This is a genomic window from Paenibacillus oryzisoli, assembly GCF_050467285.1.
In the GTDB taxonomy this organism is placed as follows: domain Bacteria; phylum Bacillota; class Bacilli; order Paenibacillales; family NBRC-103111; genus Paenibacillus_E; species Paenibacillus_E oryzisoli_A.
In genome coordinates this window covers 19,900-39,811 of the sequence record NZ_JBCMUN010000017.1, presented here as the reverse complement: position 1 = coordinate 39,811, position 19,912 = coordinate 19,900, and the positions used below count along the sequence as shown (strand labels likewise).

The following is a 19,912-nucleotide window of genomic DNA, read 5'->3' as shown; positions in this document are numbered from 1 at the left end:
ACATTAATCATGATTGAACCGGAATCCGAATTTACGTCGATATTCCCCGGGGGGATGTCCAAATCGGTCACGAAACGCTCGGCAGAAGTGGGGATAGTTCTGGAAGCCTGTATTTTCGGCAATTTGCTCCAGTGCAAGATTGCTATAGAGCACTTGCTGCTGTGAAAGCTTCAGCCTGACGTCAATACAGTAAGCGAACAGCGACTGGCCGAAGGCGGCTTTGAATAGAAACGAACAGCGAGATACGCTTAATCCGACGGAAGCCGATATTTGTTCCAAATTGATAGGTTCGCTGGCATGATTTTCAATGAATAGCTTAAGTTTATATGCCGTATCTGCCCCCTTGGTTCTCTGCTTAATTTGAATGACTTGTTCCAACGTCAAACAAAGCGTTCTTAAAAGATAGTCCATGATCTCTTCCTGGTTCTGCATAACTTTTTGCTTTTCGCGGATAATATGCTTCCAAAGGGTAATGACCGTATCGTCAAAACCGATATTCGTTCTGGTTGGCAGGTCCTTGTTTCTCCACCACGAATCCAGCCATTCTCCTTTGCCAATCAGGAAAAAGTCTCCGACGGGCTGAACCGTGTCCGCATCTGGAGCGCGTCGTGGATGAACGTCCAGTTCGTACGGCTCTTCGGGAGAGTAGATAAGCAGATCGCCGGGGATGATGGTTTCGTATTTTCCTTTCACCAGCGCGCGACAAGTGCCTTCTGCCTGAAGCCGAAACAGGTAGAAATTCAATCCATCTTTATACTTAACAGCATGGGGCTTTGTGTGTGTGAAATAATTAGCATAAATGACGCAGGACTGGTGAAGAACTGACTTTGTCATGGGGGGGACTTCCTCCTCACAATTGCAAGCTATTCTGCTCCGATTATATCGTTTCTTCAAAGCAAGAAACAGGGGAAAGAGATGCGGTTCGCGAATAAGCGGAGCTTTTTTCTATACATAGACCCGCCGAATGGCGTTGTGCGGGTAGATCAGCATAAGTCCTTCGACATGTCGAAGGACTTATTTGCAGTTTTTCATAGGGGCGGAACCACCAACTTAAAGAATCCACCAGAAATCATAAGATGCTCCTATGGTGCCGCTGGGCAACACAGCTATAATAGAGGAAACGAACTGCGCATAAAGGAGTGGTTGCAGCGTGTACAAACTAGTCATTGTCGACGATGAGCCGACAGTTCGCTACGGATTGTGCCATTACGTCGATTGGGCTGCTTATGGCATTGAAGTCGTCGGCGAGGCGGACGATGGAGATACCGGTCTAGAGGTTGTGGAGCGCGAAATGCCGGACATTGTGCTGACCGATGTGCGCATGCCCGCGATGGATGGCATTCAAATGTCGAATCAGCTCAGCGAGCGGTTTCCCCATATGAAAATCGTCTTCATCAGCGGGCACGACGACGCAGAATATTTGAAATCGGCACTGAAGGTGAAAGCCGTGGATTATATGTTCAAACCGGTCAATCTGGCTGAACTCGGTCATGTGATTGAGAAGATCGTCAGCCAGCTGGATGCGGAGCGGGAAGAGCGCAGGCTGATCAGCGAGATGCAGTACAAGCTGACGCAGAGCATGCCGCTGCTGCGGGAGAAGTTCCTCATGGGGCTCATTCGCGAGAATTTGCTCAGCCCTGCGCGCATGCAGGACCGGATCGATTTCCTTGGTCTGAACCTGCCGTTGGAAGGCGCCTACATGGTCATCGCCATTCGGATCGATAACGCCAGCGAGATCGCGCAGACGCGCTCAGAGCGGGATCAACAGCTCCTGGCTTACTCGGTCGTCAATATCGTGCAAGAGCTTATCGACCGCGAAATCGGCGGCTACGTCTTCGAGCATCAGCTTGGCGAGTTCGTCGGTATTTTGCGCATGACGGAGGAAGAAGACCAGGAGAACCAGCTGTTCAAGCTGGCGGAAGAGGTACGGGACAGCCTCCATCGCTATCTCAAAATCAGTGTCACAATCGGCGTCGGCGAGCGCACGAAGCTGCTCAGTGCGCTTCCCAACTCCTATACCCAAGCACGGGAAGCCGCGGACCAGCGGTGGTTCCTCGGTAAAAATCAGATCATCTCCATGGACAACCTGGAGCACGACGAAGACGGCGCCTACCGCTACGATCCATCGCAAAACGAACGGATGAGCTCCGCCCTGAAAGCGGCGGACACCGCAAAGGTGGACGAGGAGCTTCAAGCGATCTATCAGTCGTTGCTGCACAATCGCTCGGATGGCATTGCTTACGGGCGCAACGTGAGCTTGCAGCTGCTCCTGCTGGCCAATCGAATTCTCCTTGAGGTCGGTATTCGAAATAATGAAAGCCGGGAAACCGGGCACATGTCCAACGTATTTGAACAGGAGACGCTCGAAGAGCTGCGGATGCTCGTTGCCGCCTATCTGAATGACGTGTGCCACCGAATCGGCGAGAAGCGCAGCGGCAAGGCGAATAATGTTATCGAACGTACGAAGAGCTTGATCGAGCAGCGCTATGCCGAGAACCTGCAGGTCGGCGACTTGGCGGGGGAAGTCTTTTTATCCACGACGTACTTATGTCTGCTCTTCAAGCAGGAAACCGGCGAAACGATCAACGAATATATGACGAAGGTGCGCATTGAGAAAGCGAAGGAGATGCTGAAGGACCCCGGCACCAAGTTCTATGAGGTGTGCTATGCGGTCGGCTATTCGGACCCGAGTTATTTCAGTAAAATCTTCAAAAAATATACCGGCTACAGCCCCAGCACGTTTCGCGAACAAGTTATGTAAAGGCGGTCGATCCGCATGAGACCATTCAAGACAATTAACTGGAACTACCTCTCGTTGATTTTTAGGGGAGCGATGGCGGCCAGGCTGTGGCTCGTTGCCTATGCTGTGCTGATCATCATACCGGCTTCGATCTTTCTGTATTTGTATTCGCAGCGGTATTCGCACATTCTCGAAGAAGAAGTGACGCGCACGATGCTGCAGACGCTCAAGCAGGCGGAGATCAACCTGGATCATCAGTTCAACTCGATTCGCGACACGTCCAATTCGCTGTTCACCAATCCGAACTTGCTGAAATATTTGAGGGTTGCGGCTACACCGGCTGATCAGCTGGATGCTTTAAAGGAGCTTAGATACATTACCGATAATGCGAAAACCAACCTCAATGTATATCGGGTGCGCATCTATGTGGATGAAGATAAGTTGTTCTCCCATGAAAAAATCAACTTCTTTCCGCTCGATAGCATCCAGTCCAAGCCATGGTACGGAGAGATCGCCGAGGCGGGCGGAATGATGACCTGGACAGGTGCGTATTTGGAAAATTATATCGACGTTGGGGAAACGTATATTTTTTCTAATCTTCGCATGCTGCGAGATCCCGATCACTACGATATTTTGCCCGGCGTCCTGTCCGTTGATATGGACGTTCGGCAGGTGGACAGCATTCTGTCGACCATCCAGTTAAACAAGGATCAGACCGTCTATATGCTGGCGCCGGACGGCAAAATTGTGCTGCATAGCGACAAAAAGCTCCTAGGTACGAAGCTAAGCTCTGCCGCAGTCCTGCATGCCGTCCAAGCGAACGCGGAAGGCGTTTCCCCGATTGAAGAAGAAAACCAGCAGCTTTACGTTGTGTATACAACAATCGAGGCGACGGGCTGGAAGCTGGTCGCTGAGGTGCCGAAGAAGGGCATCAATTCGCGTGCGGTGTCACTCAACCAATTTTCCAGTGTGGCGACGTTGACCGGGGTTACGGTCCTGTTCTTGATTCTCGTCTTTATCCTGATGGCGTTTATCGTGCAGGGGATGAATCGCAGGGTGCAGACGGTCATTAGAGCGATCAAACGGGAAGGTTTGGAAGGACTGGAGGACCGCAGCGGCACGACGGCAATCGGGGATTTCAAGGTGTTGGAAAAAAGCGTGGATCATCTCATTCACCGCGTCCGTGATTTGATGGAAGAGACGTACATCACCAAGGTACAGGAACGGGAAGCGCAACTGCGCGCGCTGCAAGCACAAATTAATCCGCACTTCCTGTACAATACGCTCGATACGATTAATTGGATTGCCATCGGCCGCGGCGCCCAGGACATCTCCCATATGATCGACAGCTTGGCCAAATATTTCAGGCTCAGCCTGAACAAAGGCAAGGATGTTGTGACGGTGACGGATGAGCTGGAGCTGGCGAAAGTGTATCTGGAAATCCAGCAGACGCGCTTCCCCAAAAGCTTCGAGTTCGCGATCATCATCCAAGCGCCGGGATCGTCAGAGGATGGAGCCGATGCAGCAGCGGAGCTATCGGTCTTCTCCATTCCGAAGCTGACGCTTCAGCCGATCGTCGAGAATGCGCTCCTGCACGGCATTCGCAAGTCGAAGGGCAAAACCGGCAAAATTACGATCACCGCGGCCATCGACCGCGACGAGCTGACGCTTACCGTGCGCGACGACGGCATCGGCATGGAGCCTGCTTTTGCCCAAAGCTTGCTGACCGAGCCGCGGCCGACGATGCGGTCTGACGGTTCCGGCAGCTCGTATGGGCTGTACAACGTCAACGAGCGCATCAAGCTGTTCACCGGCGAGGCGCAGGGGCTGTTCATCGAGTCGCAGCTTGGCGAAGGCACGACCATAACGGCGCGGTTTACCCGGCGGCCGATCACACTGACCGAGCATCTCTCTTAAACGAGAGATGCTCTTTTTCTTTTTCGCAAGACCATAAAATAGTACCAGAAACACAAAGATCACCATCTACAGATAGGCTCAGATCCTCTCTATAATAAGGCTATAACAACTTGGAGGTGAACGTGAGATGGAAGTTACAGCACCGGCAGACAACCTGCGGCAGGTCGCAGCGACGAAAGTAAAAAAGAACAGATGGAAGCTGTTTCGGACCAATTTCGATATGTACTTGCTGCTAGTTCCGGGCCTATTATTCTTGCTCTTATTCAAATACACCCCGATGTACGGGATTATCATTGCGTTCATGGACTACAATATTTTTGACGGAATTGCGGGGAGCGATTGGGTTGGACTGGCACAGTTCAGCAAGCTGATTCATTCCGATGAGTTCATGCAGGTATTTATCAACACGCTGCTCATTTCCTTGTACAAGCTTGTGCTGTTGTTCCCGGTTCCTATCCTGGTTGCGCTTCTGCTCAACGAGGTGCGAAGAGCCTGGTTCAAGCGGACGATCCAGACGGTGATTTTCCTGCCGCACTTTCTGTCCTGGGTCATCATCTCTGGACTGTTCATCACGATTCTGTCCCCGAGCGGCGGTCTTGTGAACAATCTCATCGTATTTTTCGGTGGGAAGCCGATTTCCTTCTTCCTCGACAACAACTTCTTCCGCAGCGTAGTCGTGTTTACCGCCGGTTGGAAGGAATCCGGCTGGAATGCCATTATCTTTATCGCCGCCATCGCCGGCATCGAGCAAGAACAGTACGAAGCGGCATCGATCGACGGAGCGGGACGGCTTCGGCAAATGCTGTACATTACGCTTCCAGGCATCGTTCCTACAATTATCCTGATCCTGATTTTGCGCTTAGGCTACCTGCTCGATGCAGGTACGGAGCAAATTCTTACGATGTACAATTCGGTTGTCTATGAAAGCGGCGATGTGATTGGTACTTACGTATACCGCATAGGTCTAGGTCAGCAAGATTACAGCTTTAGCACAGCTGTAGGTCTCTTCAACTCCGTGATTGGCTTTATCCTGATCATTGCAGGGAATGAGCTCAGCAAAAAATTAGTCAAACGCAGCATTTGGTAGGAGGTGCATCTATGAGAAAAAAAACATTCGGCGATTGGACCCTGGATGTCTGCGTCTACGGTGCGCTCATTCTGTCCGGACTCGTAACGCTGCTTCCGATGGCCAACGTGCTGTCCAAGGCGTTAAGCGACGAATCCGCCGTGATTTCGGGGAAAGTAGGCATTTTCCCAGTCGGTTTTCAACTCGACACGATGAAATTTGTGGTCTCGTCCGGTCAATTTTTACATTCGATTTCGGTGTCTTTGTTCGTCATGGTCGTAGGTTCGGTGCTTGCGATTGGGCTGACGGCGTTGACGGCTTATCCATTATCCAAAAGGCATCTGCCTGGCATTCCGTTCGTTCTGCTCCTATTCATCTTCACCATGCTGTTCAATGGAGGTATTATCCCGAACTACCTGCTGATGAAAGAGCTTCATCTCATCAATAGTTTGTGGTCATTAATATTGCCGGCACTCATCTCCGTGTTCAACCTGCTGGTTATCAAAAGCTATTACGAATCACTGCCGGAGGCTTTGGAAGAATCGGCGAAAATGGACGGGGCACGCAACTTCACGATCCTGTTCCGCATTATTTTACCGCTGAGCACGCCCGTCATCGCGACCATCGCGCTGTTCTATGCAGTTTACTTCTGGAACGACTACTTCCATCCGATGCTGTACATTTCGAACGCCAGTTTGAAACCACTTCAACTGTATCTGCGCGATATCGTCATGGATGCCGATAGTTCGACGGCCATGAACAAAAGTGTGGACGATCTCATGAATGTTTCGCCGGAAGGCATCCGATCGGCAACGGTTATTGCCTCCATCATTCCGATGCTGCTCGTGTATCCGTTCCTGCAGAAGCATTTCGTCAAAGGCGTGTTGATCGGTTCCGTCAAAGGGTAGCACTGCGTTAACGGCCGGGGTGGAAACGCTTTGGCCTTAATGATAAGATTACACACAATATCTAGGGAGGGTTTTGCATGTTAAAGAAAAACAAAAAGCTGATGCTGGTCACACTCACAGCGGTTCTCTCCGCTTCCTCACTTGTCGCTTGTTCCTCCGGCAGCAGCACGAGCAGCTCCGCACCTGCTGCTACAGGGGCAGCGGCAACTGCAGCCGCTACGCCGGCTGGTCCCAAGCCAGAGCTGAAAGCCCTGCAAATTTGGCAAAAAGATGACTACAACACATACCCGGTAGCCAAGTATCTGGAGCAGGCGACAGGTTATAAAGTGCAGTACGATATGCTGCCGCAGGACAAAGCGCAGGATAAGCTCAATATTTTGATTGCCTCCGGCGAGCCCTACGATGTCGTGACAACAGGCGGCGGTACTGATTTTAAAGCACTATACTCCGACTATGCGAGAAAAGGCGCACTTGTCGATCTAGGGCCGCTGATTGATAAATACGGTCCGAATATTAAAGCGGCTATCGACCCTGAGGCGCTGGAAGCAGCTAAAATCGATGGCAAGCTGTACGCGATTCCAACGAAGAGCCTGCTTTCCGTTTCTACGAGCTTGTACATCCGCCAGGACTGGCTGGATAAGGTGGGTATGAAGTCCCCGACGACGCTGGATGAATTCGTCGCTGTTTTGAAAGCATTTAAGGAGAAGGATCCAGGTGGCAACGGCGATAAGAACATCCCGCTGACCATTAATGGAGACTCGGCCTTTATCGCCAATATTGCCGGCGCGTTCGGCCTGCCGAACTTCTGGAACGATGTGAACGGCAAGTTGACACCGCGTGTACTGGATCCTGCGTACAAAGATTATGTTGCTTTTGTCAGTGATTTGTTCAAACAAGGCTTGATCGACAAGGAGTTTGCAGCGAATAAAGACGCAACGGCCAAAGAGAAATTTACAAGCGGCAAGGCCGGCGTAATCATGATGAACTGGTCGGATGTACCGGCGATTAACGATGCGCTCATCAAGAACGTACCAACGGCGAAAGCCGGCTTCATCACAGCCCTGAAAGGCAAGGATGGCAAGATGGGCTTGTCTGCGACAAAAGGCTTTGATCGGATTACGTACGTTCCCAAATCCTCTAAACATCCGGAAGACGCTGTGAAGTGGATGAATGCGAAGCTGGAAAAAGATACGTTCAGAACAATGGCGATCGGGGAAGAGAACAAGCATTATACGTTAAAAGACGGTCAATATACGCCGATTCAACCGATCTTTACCGATGAACGCAACCAAGCGAACAACTTCTTGACAGGTACCGACGACAAAAACTATCCGATTTACTGGCAGGCTCGTGTACGTAAAGATATGCGTTTGTTTGAAGCCTGGGATTTCATGAATGGGAAGGCTCCTGCCGAATCCAAAGCGCTTGATCAACTCGGCTATGCGCCTTACATGCAGGAATTTTCGAAAAACTTCCAATCGCTCAACACGATGTCCAACGAATTTACGACGAAGGTCATTTTCGGGGCGGAACAGATGAGCAATCTGGATACCTTTATCGCGAAATTCAAATCCTCCGGCGGCGACGCCAGCTATAAAGAAGTCAACGATTGGTATGCGAAAGTGAAAAAATAAAACAAACGGCCCTGGACGGCAATCCGTCCGGGGCTGTTTGCTTGCGATAGCTGCCTACGACCGAAACCGATTCTGCAAAATCGTATTATCTACGCCCCGATCCTTCGTATTGCGCGGCTCATTCTTCTTGAAGAGATTCTCGAACACAAAGTTGGCCGTATGCGGCGCTTCAATCAGCACTCCGTAATTTCCGTTCTTATCGATCTGATTTTCCTGCATGTCGTTAAAATCCGAAGACGCATTGATCCCGCTCTGGCGGTTGTTCTTCAGCTCAGTAAACCCGGCAAAGCTGTAATTGTTCATGAACAGCAAGCCATTGCCCAGATTATCTTTCATACCTCCGCCAACAACCAGTGAATTTGTGCTTCGCGACATGACGCCGTTCCCCCGATTGTGCTCCACCGTGTTATGCAGAAGCAGGTTGTTGTCCGAACCGCTGAGCAGGATGCCGTCATCCCGGTTCCGGGAGATGTGATTCTCTGCAATGGTATTGTGATTGCTGTCCAAAACTTGAATACCATAGGCTCGGTTAGCTTGCAGCTTATTGTCGATGATCCAATTCGATGACCCGCTGTTCAACTGAAGGCCGGTGCCTGCGCTGCCGCGGCCGATGCGTTCAATCGTATTTTTGACAATCAGCGTGCCGGTCGAAAGCAGCACAAAGAGGCCGAGTGGAAGCCCGGCGCCGGCAATGTGCCGAATGGTATTGTTCATTATGCGGTGAGATTTGCCATTATACAAGCGAATGCCGTTGGAAACGTAATTTCTGATCTGAAAGCCGTTAATTTCAACCCCCGCCGTAAATTCAAGCCCGAAAGCTTCCGCCAAGCTGAACTTGCCATCAAGAATCGCATCATGCGGTTCTTTGGAAACGATGCGAAGATTGTCTTTGCCGCTGGGCACCAGAACGGTTTCATGGTACACGCCCTTATGAACGAGAATCACGTCGCCTGGAATCGCTGCATTCACCGCATCTTGGATCGCGGTCGGACGACCTGGATGCACAGGAAGAATGGCCATGGGGAATCACCTCACTAGAATCTATTTAGCTAGTTATAGTAGATTCCACAAGAGGGGGGATGGAAAGGAACAGAAGTCTACCTGAAGAAGCACAATTCATGCTTTCCGATCGCCATTTTTACAAATAATCAAAAACAATCAAGAAAAAGAGGGTACAGCAAGCACCTAAAGGGATAGCCCAGAGATAGCGTTTGTAGTGGACCCGCATGACGAGAAACATATTCAGATTAAACAAGGCGGACCACCAGATCGTCCATCCGTGATGATAAGCAATTTTTCCATATTTCCATCCGATGAGTTCAACAACGACAAAGATCAAGATCCACTTGATAATATGGAGGAATTGCTTAAGCAGCGTCACGGGATAAGTGGAGAGGTAAATAAAAATCGCCATGGGAAGAATGACGAACACATGCAGCAGATAAGCCCCAAGGTGGTTTAGGAAAACCTCCCCTTGCAGCCGCCAGATATGATGCTGGTCGAAAGCGAACACTTTGTACAGCAAGTGACAGGCAATGACGAAAAGCAAAGTAGGGTAATAGCTTTGGAAATTTTTCCAATCACCCCATCGAATTGCGGCAAAAATAGCCCATAATGCGATTGCGATATGAATGTGAACCACGCCCTCTAATTAACTTTAAGTTACCATTATTTACTAAATGTGTTGTATTAAACTGACTTTATCTATTTTTAATGATTCATTCGCTTTATGTTCCTGTATCCCACAATTTTCGAGACAAATCGCAACATTTTCGAGGAATCTGCCGCCCATCTCCTTTATAATGGAGGTACGGAGGTGCGCTGACGACATGTTCAAAAAAAATCTATCCTTTAAGCTGATCGCCTCCCTCTCGACCTTGATTATGGTCGTGTTTCTGATATCCGGCTATGTGACCTATACGGTATATCTCAAGATGTTTACGGGTGAGATCTCCAAGCAATTTGCCAAGGCGAATGAGCAGGCCGCAGCCCGGGTCGAGTTCCAGATTCAAAATATGTACAAATCGACGAACTACATTGTTTTTCATCCATATATTGAAGATATTTTGCGGCGCTCCGCGGAGCGGGCGGAGGATACGTTCTACAACCGGCTGCTTGATCAGGACGAGCTGGCGCGTCTGCTAAATCAAATTTCCATCGATGAGCCCAAGCTGTCGAGCATGTACGTGTACAATACGAAGGGCTCGGGCTACTTTTTCGAAAATAATTCGGGCACCGTCATCCCGCTCAGCGACGCCGACTATACGACGATCAAGCAGTCGCTCGAGGGCTCGAACGGTGAAATTGTATGGAAAGCGATGCGCATATCCAGCATTGAGAGCTCGGGCTACAAGAACGTCATCTCTGCCGCCCGCTATATGAAGAACAAGCAGCAGGAACTGTACGGCATCCTGATTTTGTTTTGGGATGAGTCGCTTTTCGGTGCGATGTTGGACGATCTGACCAAAGGCGAGAACGCGCAGGTGGTGCTGCTCGATGACCGCAACCGTGTCATTTATACGAATCATAAAAAAGACGGCTACGATCTGGACGCGCTGCTGCAAGCTGCCGATTCGCAGACCGTGACTATCGGCGGCCAGCCGATTTACGTAAGCCGCAGCACGACGCAGGGCTCGCATATGACGCTGATCTCCGCGCTGTCGCTGCAATCGTTTAACCAGAAGAGCCGGGGGATTTTCCAAATTGCTCTGTATTCCGGTCTCGTCAGCATCGGGCTGGCGTCGCTGCTTATTTTTTTCACGGGCCGCAGGCTGCTAGGGCCGCTTCGCACACTCGTTGCCGGAATGAAAAAGCTGCGCGGCGGCCGCTTCGATACGCGAATCCGCATCTCGACGCAGGATGAGTTGGCGTTTCTTGGCCACAGTTTCAATGAAATGGCGTCGAACATCGAGTCGCTCGTCAAGGAAGTGTACGAGCGCAAGCTGCATGAGCGCGAAGCGGAGCTGACGGCGCTGCAGGCGCAGCTGAATCCGCATTTTCTGTACAACACGCTGGATACGATTTATATGAAGTTGTATCTAGGTGAAAATGACGAACAAGCGGCGCAGCTTGTCCTGTCGCTGTCCGGCCTGCTGCGCTATGCGCTGCAAAGCCCAAACACGCATACCACCGTACAGGATGAAATCGAGCATATCCAGAAATACATCAACATTCAGAGCGCGCGCATCGGCGGCAGGCTGGAGACGTTTATCCATGTCGACGATGGGGTGGAGGGACTGCCGGTTATTCGGCTGATTCTGCAGCCGCTCGTGGAAAACGCGTTTGTGCATGCCTTTTCGCAGATGTCGCGGATTTGCATTCTAAGGATTAAAGCGTACCTGCAGGAACCGGATATGCTGTGCATCGAGATCAGCGACAACGGCAAGGGCATGACGGGGGATCAGGTTGTGGCTGTGTTGCAATTGCAGGAACGCAGCTTGGATGAGGTGCAGGATGCGCCAAAGCGAGGCGGGATCGGACTGAAGACCGTCATACGGCGTGTCAATTTGCTGTACGGCCCGCCTTACGGGTTAACGATTTTTAGCGAGCCCGATTTGGGGACAACGATGAAGCTGGTTCTGCCGGCACACACAAGGGAAGAGGGAGGTTCATCCGCATGAAAGGAAAAGTGCTGATCGTAGACGACGAACCTCTGATTCGCAGAGGGCTGATGAAAATGATCGAAGCTTCGCAGACCGGTTGGTCTGTCGCCGGGGAAGCGGATAACGGCGTGGAAGCGATGGCGCTGATCGAGGAGCTCCGGCCGGATCTCGTCATCACGGACATTCGCATGCCGGAGATGGATGGCGTCGAGCTCTGCCGCCACATTTCAGAATTGGAGCGACCGATTGACGTTATGGTGTTGACGGCGTACAAAGATTTTGAATTCGCGCAGGCGGCGCTGCGTTATGGCGCGGTTGATTTTTTGCTCAAGCCGCTCTCGGCGGAAGAACTGACGAAGCCGCTGGCGAAAGCGTTCAAGCTGTTCACCGCGCGGCAGGAGGAGCTTGTCAGTTCGCTAGCTGAACAGAACCGTCTGCTCGAGCACAATCTGCGGGCTTGGCTGCTCGGCCTGCCGATGGATGAAGCGGCGGTGGGGCGCCTGCAGCGCACGTGCGAGGGCAGGGCGCTGCTCGTGTTCACGGTGGCGTCGTACACGCCGGCGGGGAAGGATTATAGGCGCGAGGATGCGCGCCTGCTGCAATTCGCCGTGCTGAACGTGATGCAGGAACTGTTCGCGCAGGCGGGAGGCGTGGGCACCCTCGTTAGCGTGAAGCACGATGTGTTTGCCGTCGCGGCGGCGGGCGCAGCCGCCGGGCTGGACGCCTATGCCGGTCAAGTCATCGGCATGACAGATGCGCTGCTCGGGCTGACGCTGCGCAGCGAGTGGATGAACAGCGGCTTCGCGGCGCTGTACGGCTGCCTGGCCGGCAGTCCGCAGGACGCGGCCCACGGCAAACACGACCCGCTCGTGCCGGACCACGCCGAGCGGAGCAAAACGATCCAGGCCGAGGCTGTCGCCTACATCGTCCAGGGCCAAATCGAGCCCCTCCGGTCGTACTGGGAGGGGCTGATCGCGGCCGCCGCCGCCATGACCCCGAGCGATGCGAAGCTCGAGGGACTCGCCATCGCCCTGGCGATGGAGGCGGCGCGCAAGCGCGTGCTCGAGCCGTCCGCGGACGGCTCGCAGGCCGGGAGCGCCCAGGACCCGGGGCTCGGCGTCTGGATCGAGGCGCTTCAGCCCCTGCGGGAGGCGCAGGAAGTGGCGCTCTGGCTGCGCGCGCAGGCGCAGGCGTTCATGTACCAGCTCAACTCGTGGCTGGCCGGCAAAAACGACAACCTGCTCGATAAAGCCGTGCGCTATATCGAGCAGCATTATAAAGGCGATTGCTCCATCCACGACGTCGCGCAGCATGTGCACCTCAGCGTGAGCTATTTCAGCAACCTGTTCAAGAAAGAAACCGGTGAGAGCTACACGAACTACCTCACCCAATTCCGGCTCGAGAAGGCCAAAATCCTTCTCAGCAACACCAACATGAAAATCTCCGAAATCGCCGAAGCCGTCGGCTACGACGACCCGAACTACTTTACCACTGTGTTCCGCAACTGGGTGCGCTGCTCGCCGAGCGAGTTCCGGAGGATGGGGTAGCTAATGGAAGAGCCAGCCGTGCTTCCTGGGTGGAGGGAGCACGGCTGGCTCTCTTGTGATGTATGGGGCCGCCACCATCCCCCAAAGCTGCAAAAAAGCAGGGATTTCCCTCCAAATTGCTCGTTTTCATCAAATGCCTGCGAAACAGCAGGAATCTGCCGAAAAATTTCTCGAAATCCAGACAATCGCTCGGAAAACCTGCTTAATCGCAGGAATCACCTCCAAACGCACTCATCTGGAGGAAAATGCCTGCTTAATCGCAGGAATATAGCAGCTCACGTCCCCGTACTGCCTATGCACCAATGAATGCTGCTCCCAAACTTCCTCACACCGCCGCCATATACCTCACTCCCGCCATCCGTCCCTCATTCTCCCAACTAGCTTCCTCAATGATTTACCAAGTACCGCTAGCGAAATAACACGACATCATCACCCCCACCCCAGTAGAATCCTCCAGATTTACCTATACAGATTCAAGGCGCTCCTCTCCCGCGATCCGTATAATTGAAATCAGAGAGGAGAGAGATACGATGCAACCTAACTCGGAGGCACCCAGCCTGGCGATTCCGAAGACCCAGCCCCGGGGGCGCCAAAGCCTGCTGCGCGCCAAACAAAGCCTGCCGCTGTTCCTCATGCTGCTGCCGGGCATTGCCTTTTACATTATGTTCAAGTACATGCCAATGGGCGGGCTGATCATCGCTTTCAAAGATTACAATTTCACAGATGGTATCCTGAAAAGCCCGTGGGTCGGTATGACGAACTTCGAGACGCTGTTCAAGCAGGCGCAGACGCTGGAGATCATCCGCAACACGTTCGTGCTCAGCGGACTGACGATCATTTGCGGCTTCCCGGTGCCGATTGCGCTCGCCATTATGATGAACGAAGCTCGCAGGCTTTGGTTCCGGCGCATCGTGCAAACGATTCTGTACATGCCGCATTTTTTCTCATGGGTCATCGTCGGCGGCCTCATCATATCCATTCTGTCCATCGAATCGGGCACAATCAACAACTGGATCAAGCTGGCCGGCGGCGAGCCATTCCCCTTCCTTTACAACATCAAAAGCTGGATCGGCGTCTTCATCGCCTCCGGCGTGTGGAAAGAGATGGGCTTCAACGCCATCATCTACCTGGCGGCGCTTACATCGATCGATCCGCACCTGTACGAGTCGGCGAACATCGACGGCGCGAACAAATGGCAGCAGATCCGCCATGTGACCCTACCCGGCATCTCAACGACCATCGTGCTGCTGCTCATTCTTCAGCTCGGTAAGGTGATGGAGATCGGTTTTGATCATGTTTTCGTGCTGCAAAACTCGCTCAATGCGAGCGTCTCCGAAGTCATCTCGACGTACATGTACCGCGTAGGGCTGCAAGGCGGGCAGTTTAGTCTGACGACGGCGATGGGCTTTTTCGAATCGATCGTCGGTTTCATCCTTGTCGTGAGCGCAAATAGTTTGGCTCGGCGCTTCGGTCATGGCTTATTCTAGGGGGGACGACAAAAATGAAATCAACCAACGGAGACCGCCTATTCTACGGGCTGAACTATACCTTGCTGGGGCTGATCGCGCTCACCTGCCTATTGCCTTTGCTTCATATTGCATCGCTGTCGCTCAGCCACACGCAGGAAATTCTCTCTGGCCGAGTCACCTTATGGCCGAAAGGCTGGAACACCGATGCCTACACCTCGATGTTTGAGGGCACCCGCATCCTCCCGGCGTTCAAAAACAGCGTGATCATCACAGTCGTCGGGGTTGCGCTGAGTATGCTGGCGACAGTGCTGACCGCCTATCCCTTGTCCAGGAAAATACTCCCAGGAAGAAGGTGGTTTACACTGGCGATGATTTTTACCATGATGTTTACAGGGGGTATGATTCCCACGTATCTCATCGTGAAATTGTTCGGTCTCGTGAACAGCTACTGGGCGCTGTGGATTCCTTCGCTGGTGAACACCTACAACATGCTGGTGGTGAAGACGTACTTCGAGAATATTCCGGAAGAGCTGGAAGAAGCGGCCAAAATGGACGGCTGCGGACAATGGCGCCAGCTGCTGCAAATCATGCTTCCGCTTTCGAAGCCGGTGCTGGCGACGATCACGCTGTTTTATTCGGTGAGCTATTGGAACTTATTTTTCAATGTGATGCTGTACATCAATGAATCTGTCAAATACAATCTGGCTGTGCTCGTCCAGCAGATGATCCAAAACCAGCAGCTGCTGCAGGAAATCGTCCTGACAGGGGCGCAGGTTGAAGTCGTGCCGGAATCGCTCAAGGCGGCCAGCGTGATGGTGATGATGGTGCCGATGATCGTGCTGTATCCGTTTCTGCAAAAATATTTCGTCAAAGGCGTCATGCTCGGCGCTGTCAAAGGGTGACCGTGCTGCACGCTCACCACGTTGGATTCACCATGCTTCCATAGCTGTTTATATACGAAAGGGGTATGTATTCATGAGAAATATGAAAGTTAAGCTTGCCCTCGCTTCAACCGCCGTACTGGCACTTACCGTCATTGGCTGCTCCAAATCGGACGACGGCGCCAAATCCTCACCAGGGGTATCTTCGGTGGCTACTTCTGGAGCGACGAAAGCGCCCGAACCGCGCAAGGACATCACCGTAACGGCTTACGACACGGGCCGTGTCTCCCAAGACGAGGGTACGAACGAGCAGAATCGCTGGACCAAATGGATTAACGAAAACGGTCCGGAGAACGTGAAGTTTACGGCGATTTCTTTTGCCCAGATTAAGGAAAAAACGAATGTCATGTTCGCCTCCGGCTCCGCGCCTGACCTGCTCATGGTGTTCGATCCGACGATCCGCAACCCACTCTATGAGCAAAAGCAGTTGATGCCGCTCGACGATCTCATTGCCAAAAACTCCGTAGAGTATAAAAAGCTGCTGGAACAAAATCCGCTGCTCCGCAAAGCCGGAACGAAGCCGGACGGCAAGCTGTACGAGGTCGGCCACATTCAATGGGTGAATCCGCTGCGCGGGGTGATCATCCGGACAGACTGGCTCAAGAAGCTCGGGCTGGAGATGCCGAAGACTACCGACGATTTGTACAAGGTTGCGAAAGCGTTTGCGGAACAGGACCCGGACGGCAACGGGAAAAAAGATACGTATGGTATCGCTTTAGCGGGCTCGATGGAATATACGATCAACCAGATGTTCTACGCGATCAAACCTTGGGTCGTGAAAGACGGCAAGCTGACATATTCGTGGGAGAATATTAAAGTCGCCACCGATTTTAAGAAAAAGCTATACAGCGAAGGGATTGTCGATAAAGACTTTTTCAACGATAAAAACATGGCGAAAGCGAAGCAGGATTTCATCGCCGGTAAAGTCGGCATCATCTCGCCGAACTTCAATACGCCGCAGGATATTGTGACCCAGTTCCTCGATCCGCTGCAAAAGAACGTGCCGACCGCCACGATGACGCTCATGCCGTTCCCGACAAGCCCATTCGGCCGCTTCACGCCGTCGCTTGAGAATCCGGTGCAAATGACAGGCGCCATCGCCGCCTCCTCGAAAAATCCGGAAGCCGTCATGAAATACATCGACTTTATGTCGAAGGATTCAACAGCCGACGTGCTGGATAACGGCATCGAAGGCACACATACCAAAACCGTTGAGGGCTGCCCGCAAATTATTGATGCGGATAAATTCAAGAAAGAAGTCAGCGACATCACCGTGTACATGAAAATGCTGACCAACACCGGCCTGCGCTTTAACAAATGTTCCACACCGGCGGTTCAGTATAAGAGCGATCCGCGCGTACAGGATTATTACCAACTGCTGCGCGACACGTACCTGACGTTTGATCTGCCTTACGCTGAGCTGACGCACTCCGAGCATATGCCGCAGCTGCCGAAAGATTTGGCGGCGATTGTGACCAACACCGACAAGCAAGTGAACTCCATGGTTGGGGCCGGCAACGGGACGGTCTGGGCGAAGGCGATTGTGGAAGGCGACAAATACACGACGGACGATGCAATGAAAGAAGCCATGGCAATCTGGGAAAAAGCCGGCGGCAAGCAGGTGGAGGACTGGATGGCCAAATGGTACGACGAGAACAAGGATAAAGCGTTCCTTGCCAAGGATATGTACGAGATTGCGAAGCAGCAGGATCAGAAATATAAGCAAATTATGAGCGAGATTAAAAAATAAAGAGCAGGTCAGAGGGGGAGCTTAGCATAGGCTCCCTCATCTGTGAAAAGGAACAGGACGATGGAGACAACAATTCGATATGCCGACAGCAGACAAGGACGCGTATTTGAAGGCATCGGCGGCATTACGAGCAACGGGATGTCCAAGCTGCTCATGGATTATCCGGAGGCGCAGCAGCAGGAGATTATGAATCTCCTGTTCAAGCCGAAGTACGGCGCAAGCTTGCAGCATTTGAAAGTGGAGCTGGGCTCCGACGTGAATACGTCGGCAGGGACGGAGCCTTCGCACATGCGCAACCGGGACGACTTTGACATCACGCGAGGCTATGGACTACCGATTGCGGCGATGGCCAAAAAGATCAACCCCGTGCTAATCCTGGATGCGCTGCGTTGGGGCACCCCGCTGTGGATTCAGAACGACGAGGATAAGCTGGCGTATTATTTGAATTTCCTACGCGGGGCCAGAGAGACATTTGGACTCGAGTTCGACTATCTCGGTCCGGACATCAACGAGGGGGCGTTCAGCCGGGACTGGACCGTGAACACGCTGGCGCCCGGCCTGAAGCGCGAAGGCTTCGGCCATATCAAGCTGGTCGCCGACGACAGCGACCACGGCTGGGATATCGCCGATCATGCGGCGGCGGACCCGGCGCTGTTCGAAGCGGTGCACGCGTACGGCGTGCATTACCGCCAGGACAGCACGGACACCGCGCAGGCGAGCGGCAAGCCGCTGTGGCTGAGCGAGGATCTGGCGCCGTTCCGTCACAGCTTTAGCAAAGGTGCGCTGAATATCGCGCAGCGGATCATCGACATGTACGTCGTGGGCCGCATGGTCAAGTACGAGCTGCATCCGCTGCTCGAAGCGGAGTACGAGAATACGCCTTTTAACTATAAAGGCATTCTGGTTGCGTCATGGCCGTGGTCGGGACATTATCGGCTCGACCCGGGTTTCTGGGTGATCGCCCACTTCACCCAGTTCATGCAGCCGGGCTGGGTGTACCTCGACGATGCTTGCGGGCAGACGGAGAGCGGCGGCTATGTGACGCTGCTGAATCCGGAGACGAACGACATCTCGATTGTCGTTCTCAACAACAGCAGCGCCGAACAGAGCTACGTCATCGCCGGCGCCGCCGAGCTGGCGGCAGCGCATGACGGGCGGCTGGCGCTGTGGGTTACGACCGAGCACGCGCACTTCCGGCAGGGGGATGCGCAGCTGGAAGCGGACGGCTCGCTGCGCTTGACGGCGGAGCCGTATGCGATCTACACGCTGACGACGACATCGGGTCAGCGCAAGGGCGACGAGGAGCTGCGCATCGCCTCCTCGACCGTGTTCCCGCTGCCGTATCGCGATAGCTTCACGGCAGGGCACCCCGGCGGCAATCCGGCGTACACGTCGGATCAGGGCGGCGCTTTTGAATGGGAGCCGCTGCCGGAGGGCGGGCTCGTGCTGCGCCAGCAGGTGACGGAGGCGCAGATTCCGATCGACTGGACGTACCGCCGGACGCCGGAGCCGTACACCTTGCTTGGCAGCCTCGAGTGGGCGAACTATCGCGTCGGCGTGGAGGTGCAGCTGGAGGCGAGCGCAGGCTATATCGGCCTGTGCGGACGCGTCAGCTACACGTCCAAGAGCAACGAGCCGCCGGAAGGGTATTGGCTGCGCATGCAGCATACGGGACGCTGGCAGCTCATGAAGGGCAAGGTGCCGCTCTTGCAGGGCGACATCGAAGCGCTCGTTCCCGGCGAGTGGTACGCCGCCGAGCTAAGCTTTGAAGGCAAGACGATCTCCGCCGCCTGGAACGGCGAGGAGCTGTTTGCCTTCACGGACAGCGAGATCGCGAGCGGGCAGATCGCCCTGCTGAGCAGCTACCATCGCCATGCGTTCCGCGAGCTGCGCATCGAGCAACTGCGCGAAGGAGCGGCAGTGGCGTGCGTCCGTTACGACGATGTCAGCGAGGAGCTGACCTACGCTGGCGGCTGGCGCCGGGCGGACGGCGACTGGAACGTCTACGCGCGCACATTGTCAGCGTCCGATGAAGCCGGGGCGGAGCTGACGTTCCGCTTCCGGGGCGAAGGCGCCGCCATCATCGGCAAGAAGGCTGCGGGCGGCGGCATGTTCGACATTTACGTCGGCGGCGAGTATCAAGGAACGGTGGATACGTACCGTACACAGCCCGGCTTCCGCAAGGCGCTTTGGAGCATACACGGACTTGATCCGTCTGTCGAGACGGAAGTTCGGCTTGTCGTGAAAGGCATCCGGCATCCGGAGTCGGAGGGAGCATTTGTCTACATTGACGCCGTGGAGGTCGTAGGAGGAAAATTGCTGGACTAGAGGTTTGTGC

General features: G+C 53.5%; 14 protein-coding genes. 11 read left to right on the top strand and 3 right to left on the bottom strand.

From position 1 onward, the window contains the following. Positions 1-3: 3 nt before the first annotated feature. Positions 4-834: a helix-turn-helix domain-containing protein gene (locus ABE504_RS25760; RefSeq protein WP_430094403.1), complete on the bottom strand. Its 831-nt coding sequence runs from the start codon at positions 832-834 to the stop codon at positions 4-6. Between the two features lie 316 nt (positions 835-1,150). Between ABE504_RS25760 and ABE504_RS25755 the strand changes: the two genes are divergently transcribed. The 5 genes from ABE504_RS25755 to ABE504_RS25735 all read left to right on the top strand — a co-directional run bounded on the left by ABE504_RS25755 (position 1,151) and on the right by ABE504_RS25735 (position 8,265). After that, positions 1,151-2,761 (top strand): response regulator, encoded by a 1,611-nt coding sequence (locus ABE504_RS25755; RefSeq protein ID WP_430094401.1) that lies wholly within the window; start codon positions 1,151-1,153, stop codon positions 2,759-2,761. 15 nt (positions 2,762-2,776) lie between these two features. After that, the gene (locus ABE504_RS25750; RefSeq protein ID WP_430094399.1) at positions 2,777-4,657 is read left to right on the top strand and encodes a sensor histidine kinase; all 1,881 of its coding nucleotides are present in this window, start codon (positions 2,777-2,779) and stop codon (positions 4,655-4,657) included. Positions 4,658-4,784: 127 nt separating this feature from the next. Beyond that, positions 4,785-5,744 (top strand): ABC transporter permease, encoded by a 960-nt coding sequence (locus ABE504_RS25745; RefSeq protein WP_430094396.1) that lies wholly within the window; start codon positions 4,785-4,787, stop codon positions 5,742-5,744. A gap of 11 nt (positions 5,745-5,755) precedes the next feature. Further along, positions 5,756-6,631 (top strand): carbohydrate ABC transporter permease, encoded by an 876-nt coding sequence (locus ABE504_RS25740; protein ID WP_430094395.1) that lies wholly within the window; start codon positions 5,756-5,758, stop codon positions 6,629-6,631. Between the two features lie 77 nt (positions 6,632-6,708). Next, complete coding sequence (locus ABE504_RS25735) at positions 6,709-8,265, top strand: extracellular solute-binding protein (RefSeq protein ID WP_430094393.1); 1,557 nt, start codon at positions 6,709-6,711, stop codon at positions 8,263-8,265. A 54-nt stretch (positions 8,266-8,319) separates the two neighbouring features. Here the strand turns inward: ABE504_RS25735 and ABE504_RS25730 are convergent, their stop codons facing one another. Next, on the bottom strand, positions 8,320-9,285 hold the full coding sequence (locus ABE504_RS25730) for a right-handed parallel beta-helix repeat-containing protein (RefSeq protein WP_430094390.1): 966 nt from the start codon (positions 9,283-9,285) through the stop codon (positions 8,320-8,322). A 118-nt stretch (positions 9,286-9,403) separates the two neighbouring features. Next, complete coding sequence (locus ABE504_RS25725; RefSeq protein ID WP_430094389.1) at positions 9,404-9,907, bottom strand: CBO0543 family protein; 504 nt, start codon at positions 9,905-9,907, stop codon at positions 9,404-9,406. Between the two features lie 187 nt (positions 9,908-10,094). Between ABE504_RS25725 and ABE504_RS25720 the strand changes: the two genes are divergently transcribed. From ABE504_RS25720 to ABE504_RS25695, 6 genes are all read left to right on the top strand, one after another. Next, positions 10,095-11,885: a sensor histidine kinase gene (locus tag ABE504_RS25720; RefSeq protein ID WP_430094386.1), complete on the top strand. Its 1,791-nt coding sequence runs from the start codon at positions 10,095-10,097 to the stop codon at positions 11,883-11,885. Continuing rightward, a complete protein-coding gene (locus ABE504_RS25715; protein ID WP_430094383.1) occupies positions 11,882-13,414 on the top strand; it encodes a response regulator transcription factor in 1,533 nt (510 codons plus the stop codon). Before ABE504_RS25720 ends, ABE504_RS25715 begins: the two co-directional genes overlap by 4 nt. Before the next feature lie 530 nt (positions 13,415-13,944). After that, positions 13,945-14,901, top strand: coding sequence for an ABC transporter permease (locus ABE504_RS25710; RefSeq protein ID WP_430094380.1), 957 nt, complete (start codon positions 13,945-13,947; stop codon positions 14,899-14,901). A gap of 14 nt (positions 14,902-14,915) precedes the next feature. Next, positions 14,916-15,785, top strand: coding sequence for a carbohydrate ABC transporter permease (locus ABE504_RS25705; protein ID WP_430094377.1), 870 nt, complete (start codon positions 14,916-14,918; stop codon positions 15,783-15,785). Between the two features lie 73 nt (positions 15,786-15,858). Next, a complete protein-coding gene (locus tag ABE504_RS25700) occupies positions 15,859-17,574 on the top strand; it encodes an extracellular solute-binding protein (protein ID WP_430094374.1) in 1,716 nt (571 codons plus the stop codon). A 60-nt stretch (positions 17,575-17,634) separates the two neighbouring features. Beyond that, complete coding sequence (locus ABE504_RS25695; RefSeq protein WP_430094372.1) at positions 17,635-19,902, top strand: hypothetical protein; 2,268 nt, start codon at positions 17,635-17,637, stop codon at positions 19,900-19,902. Positions 19,903-19,912 lie beyond the last annotated feature (10 nt).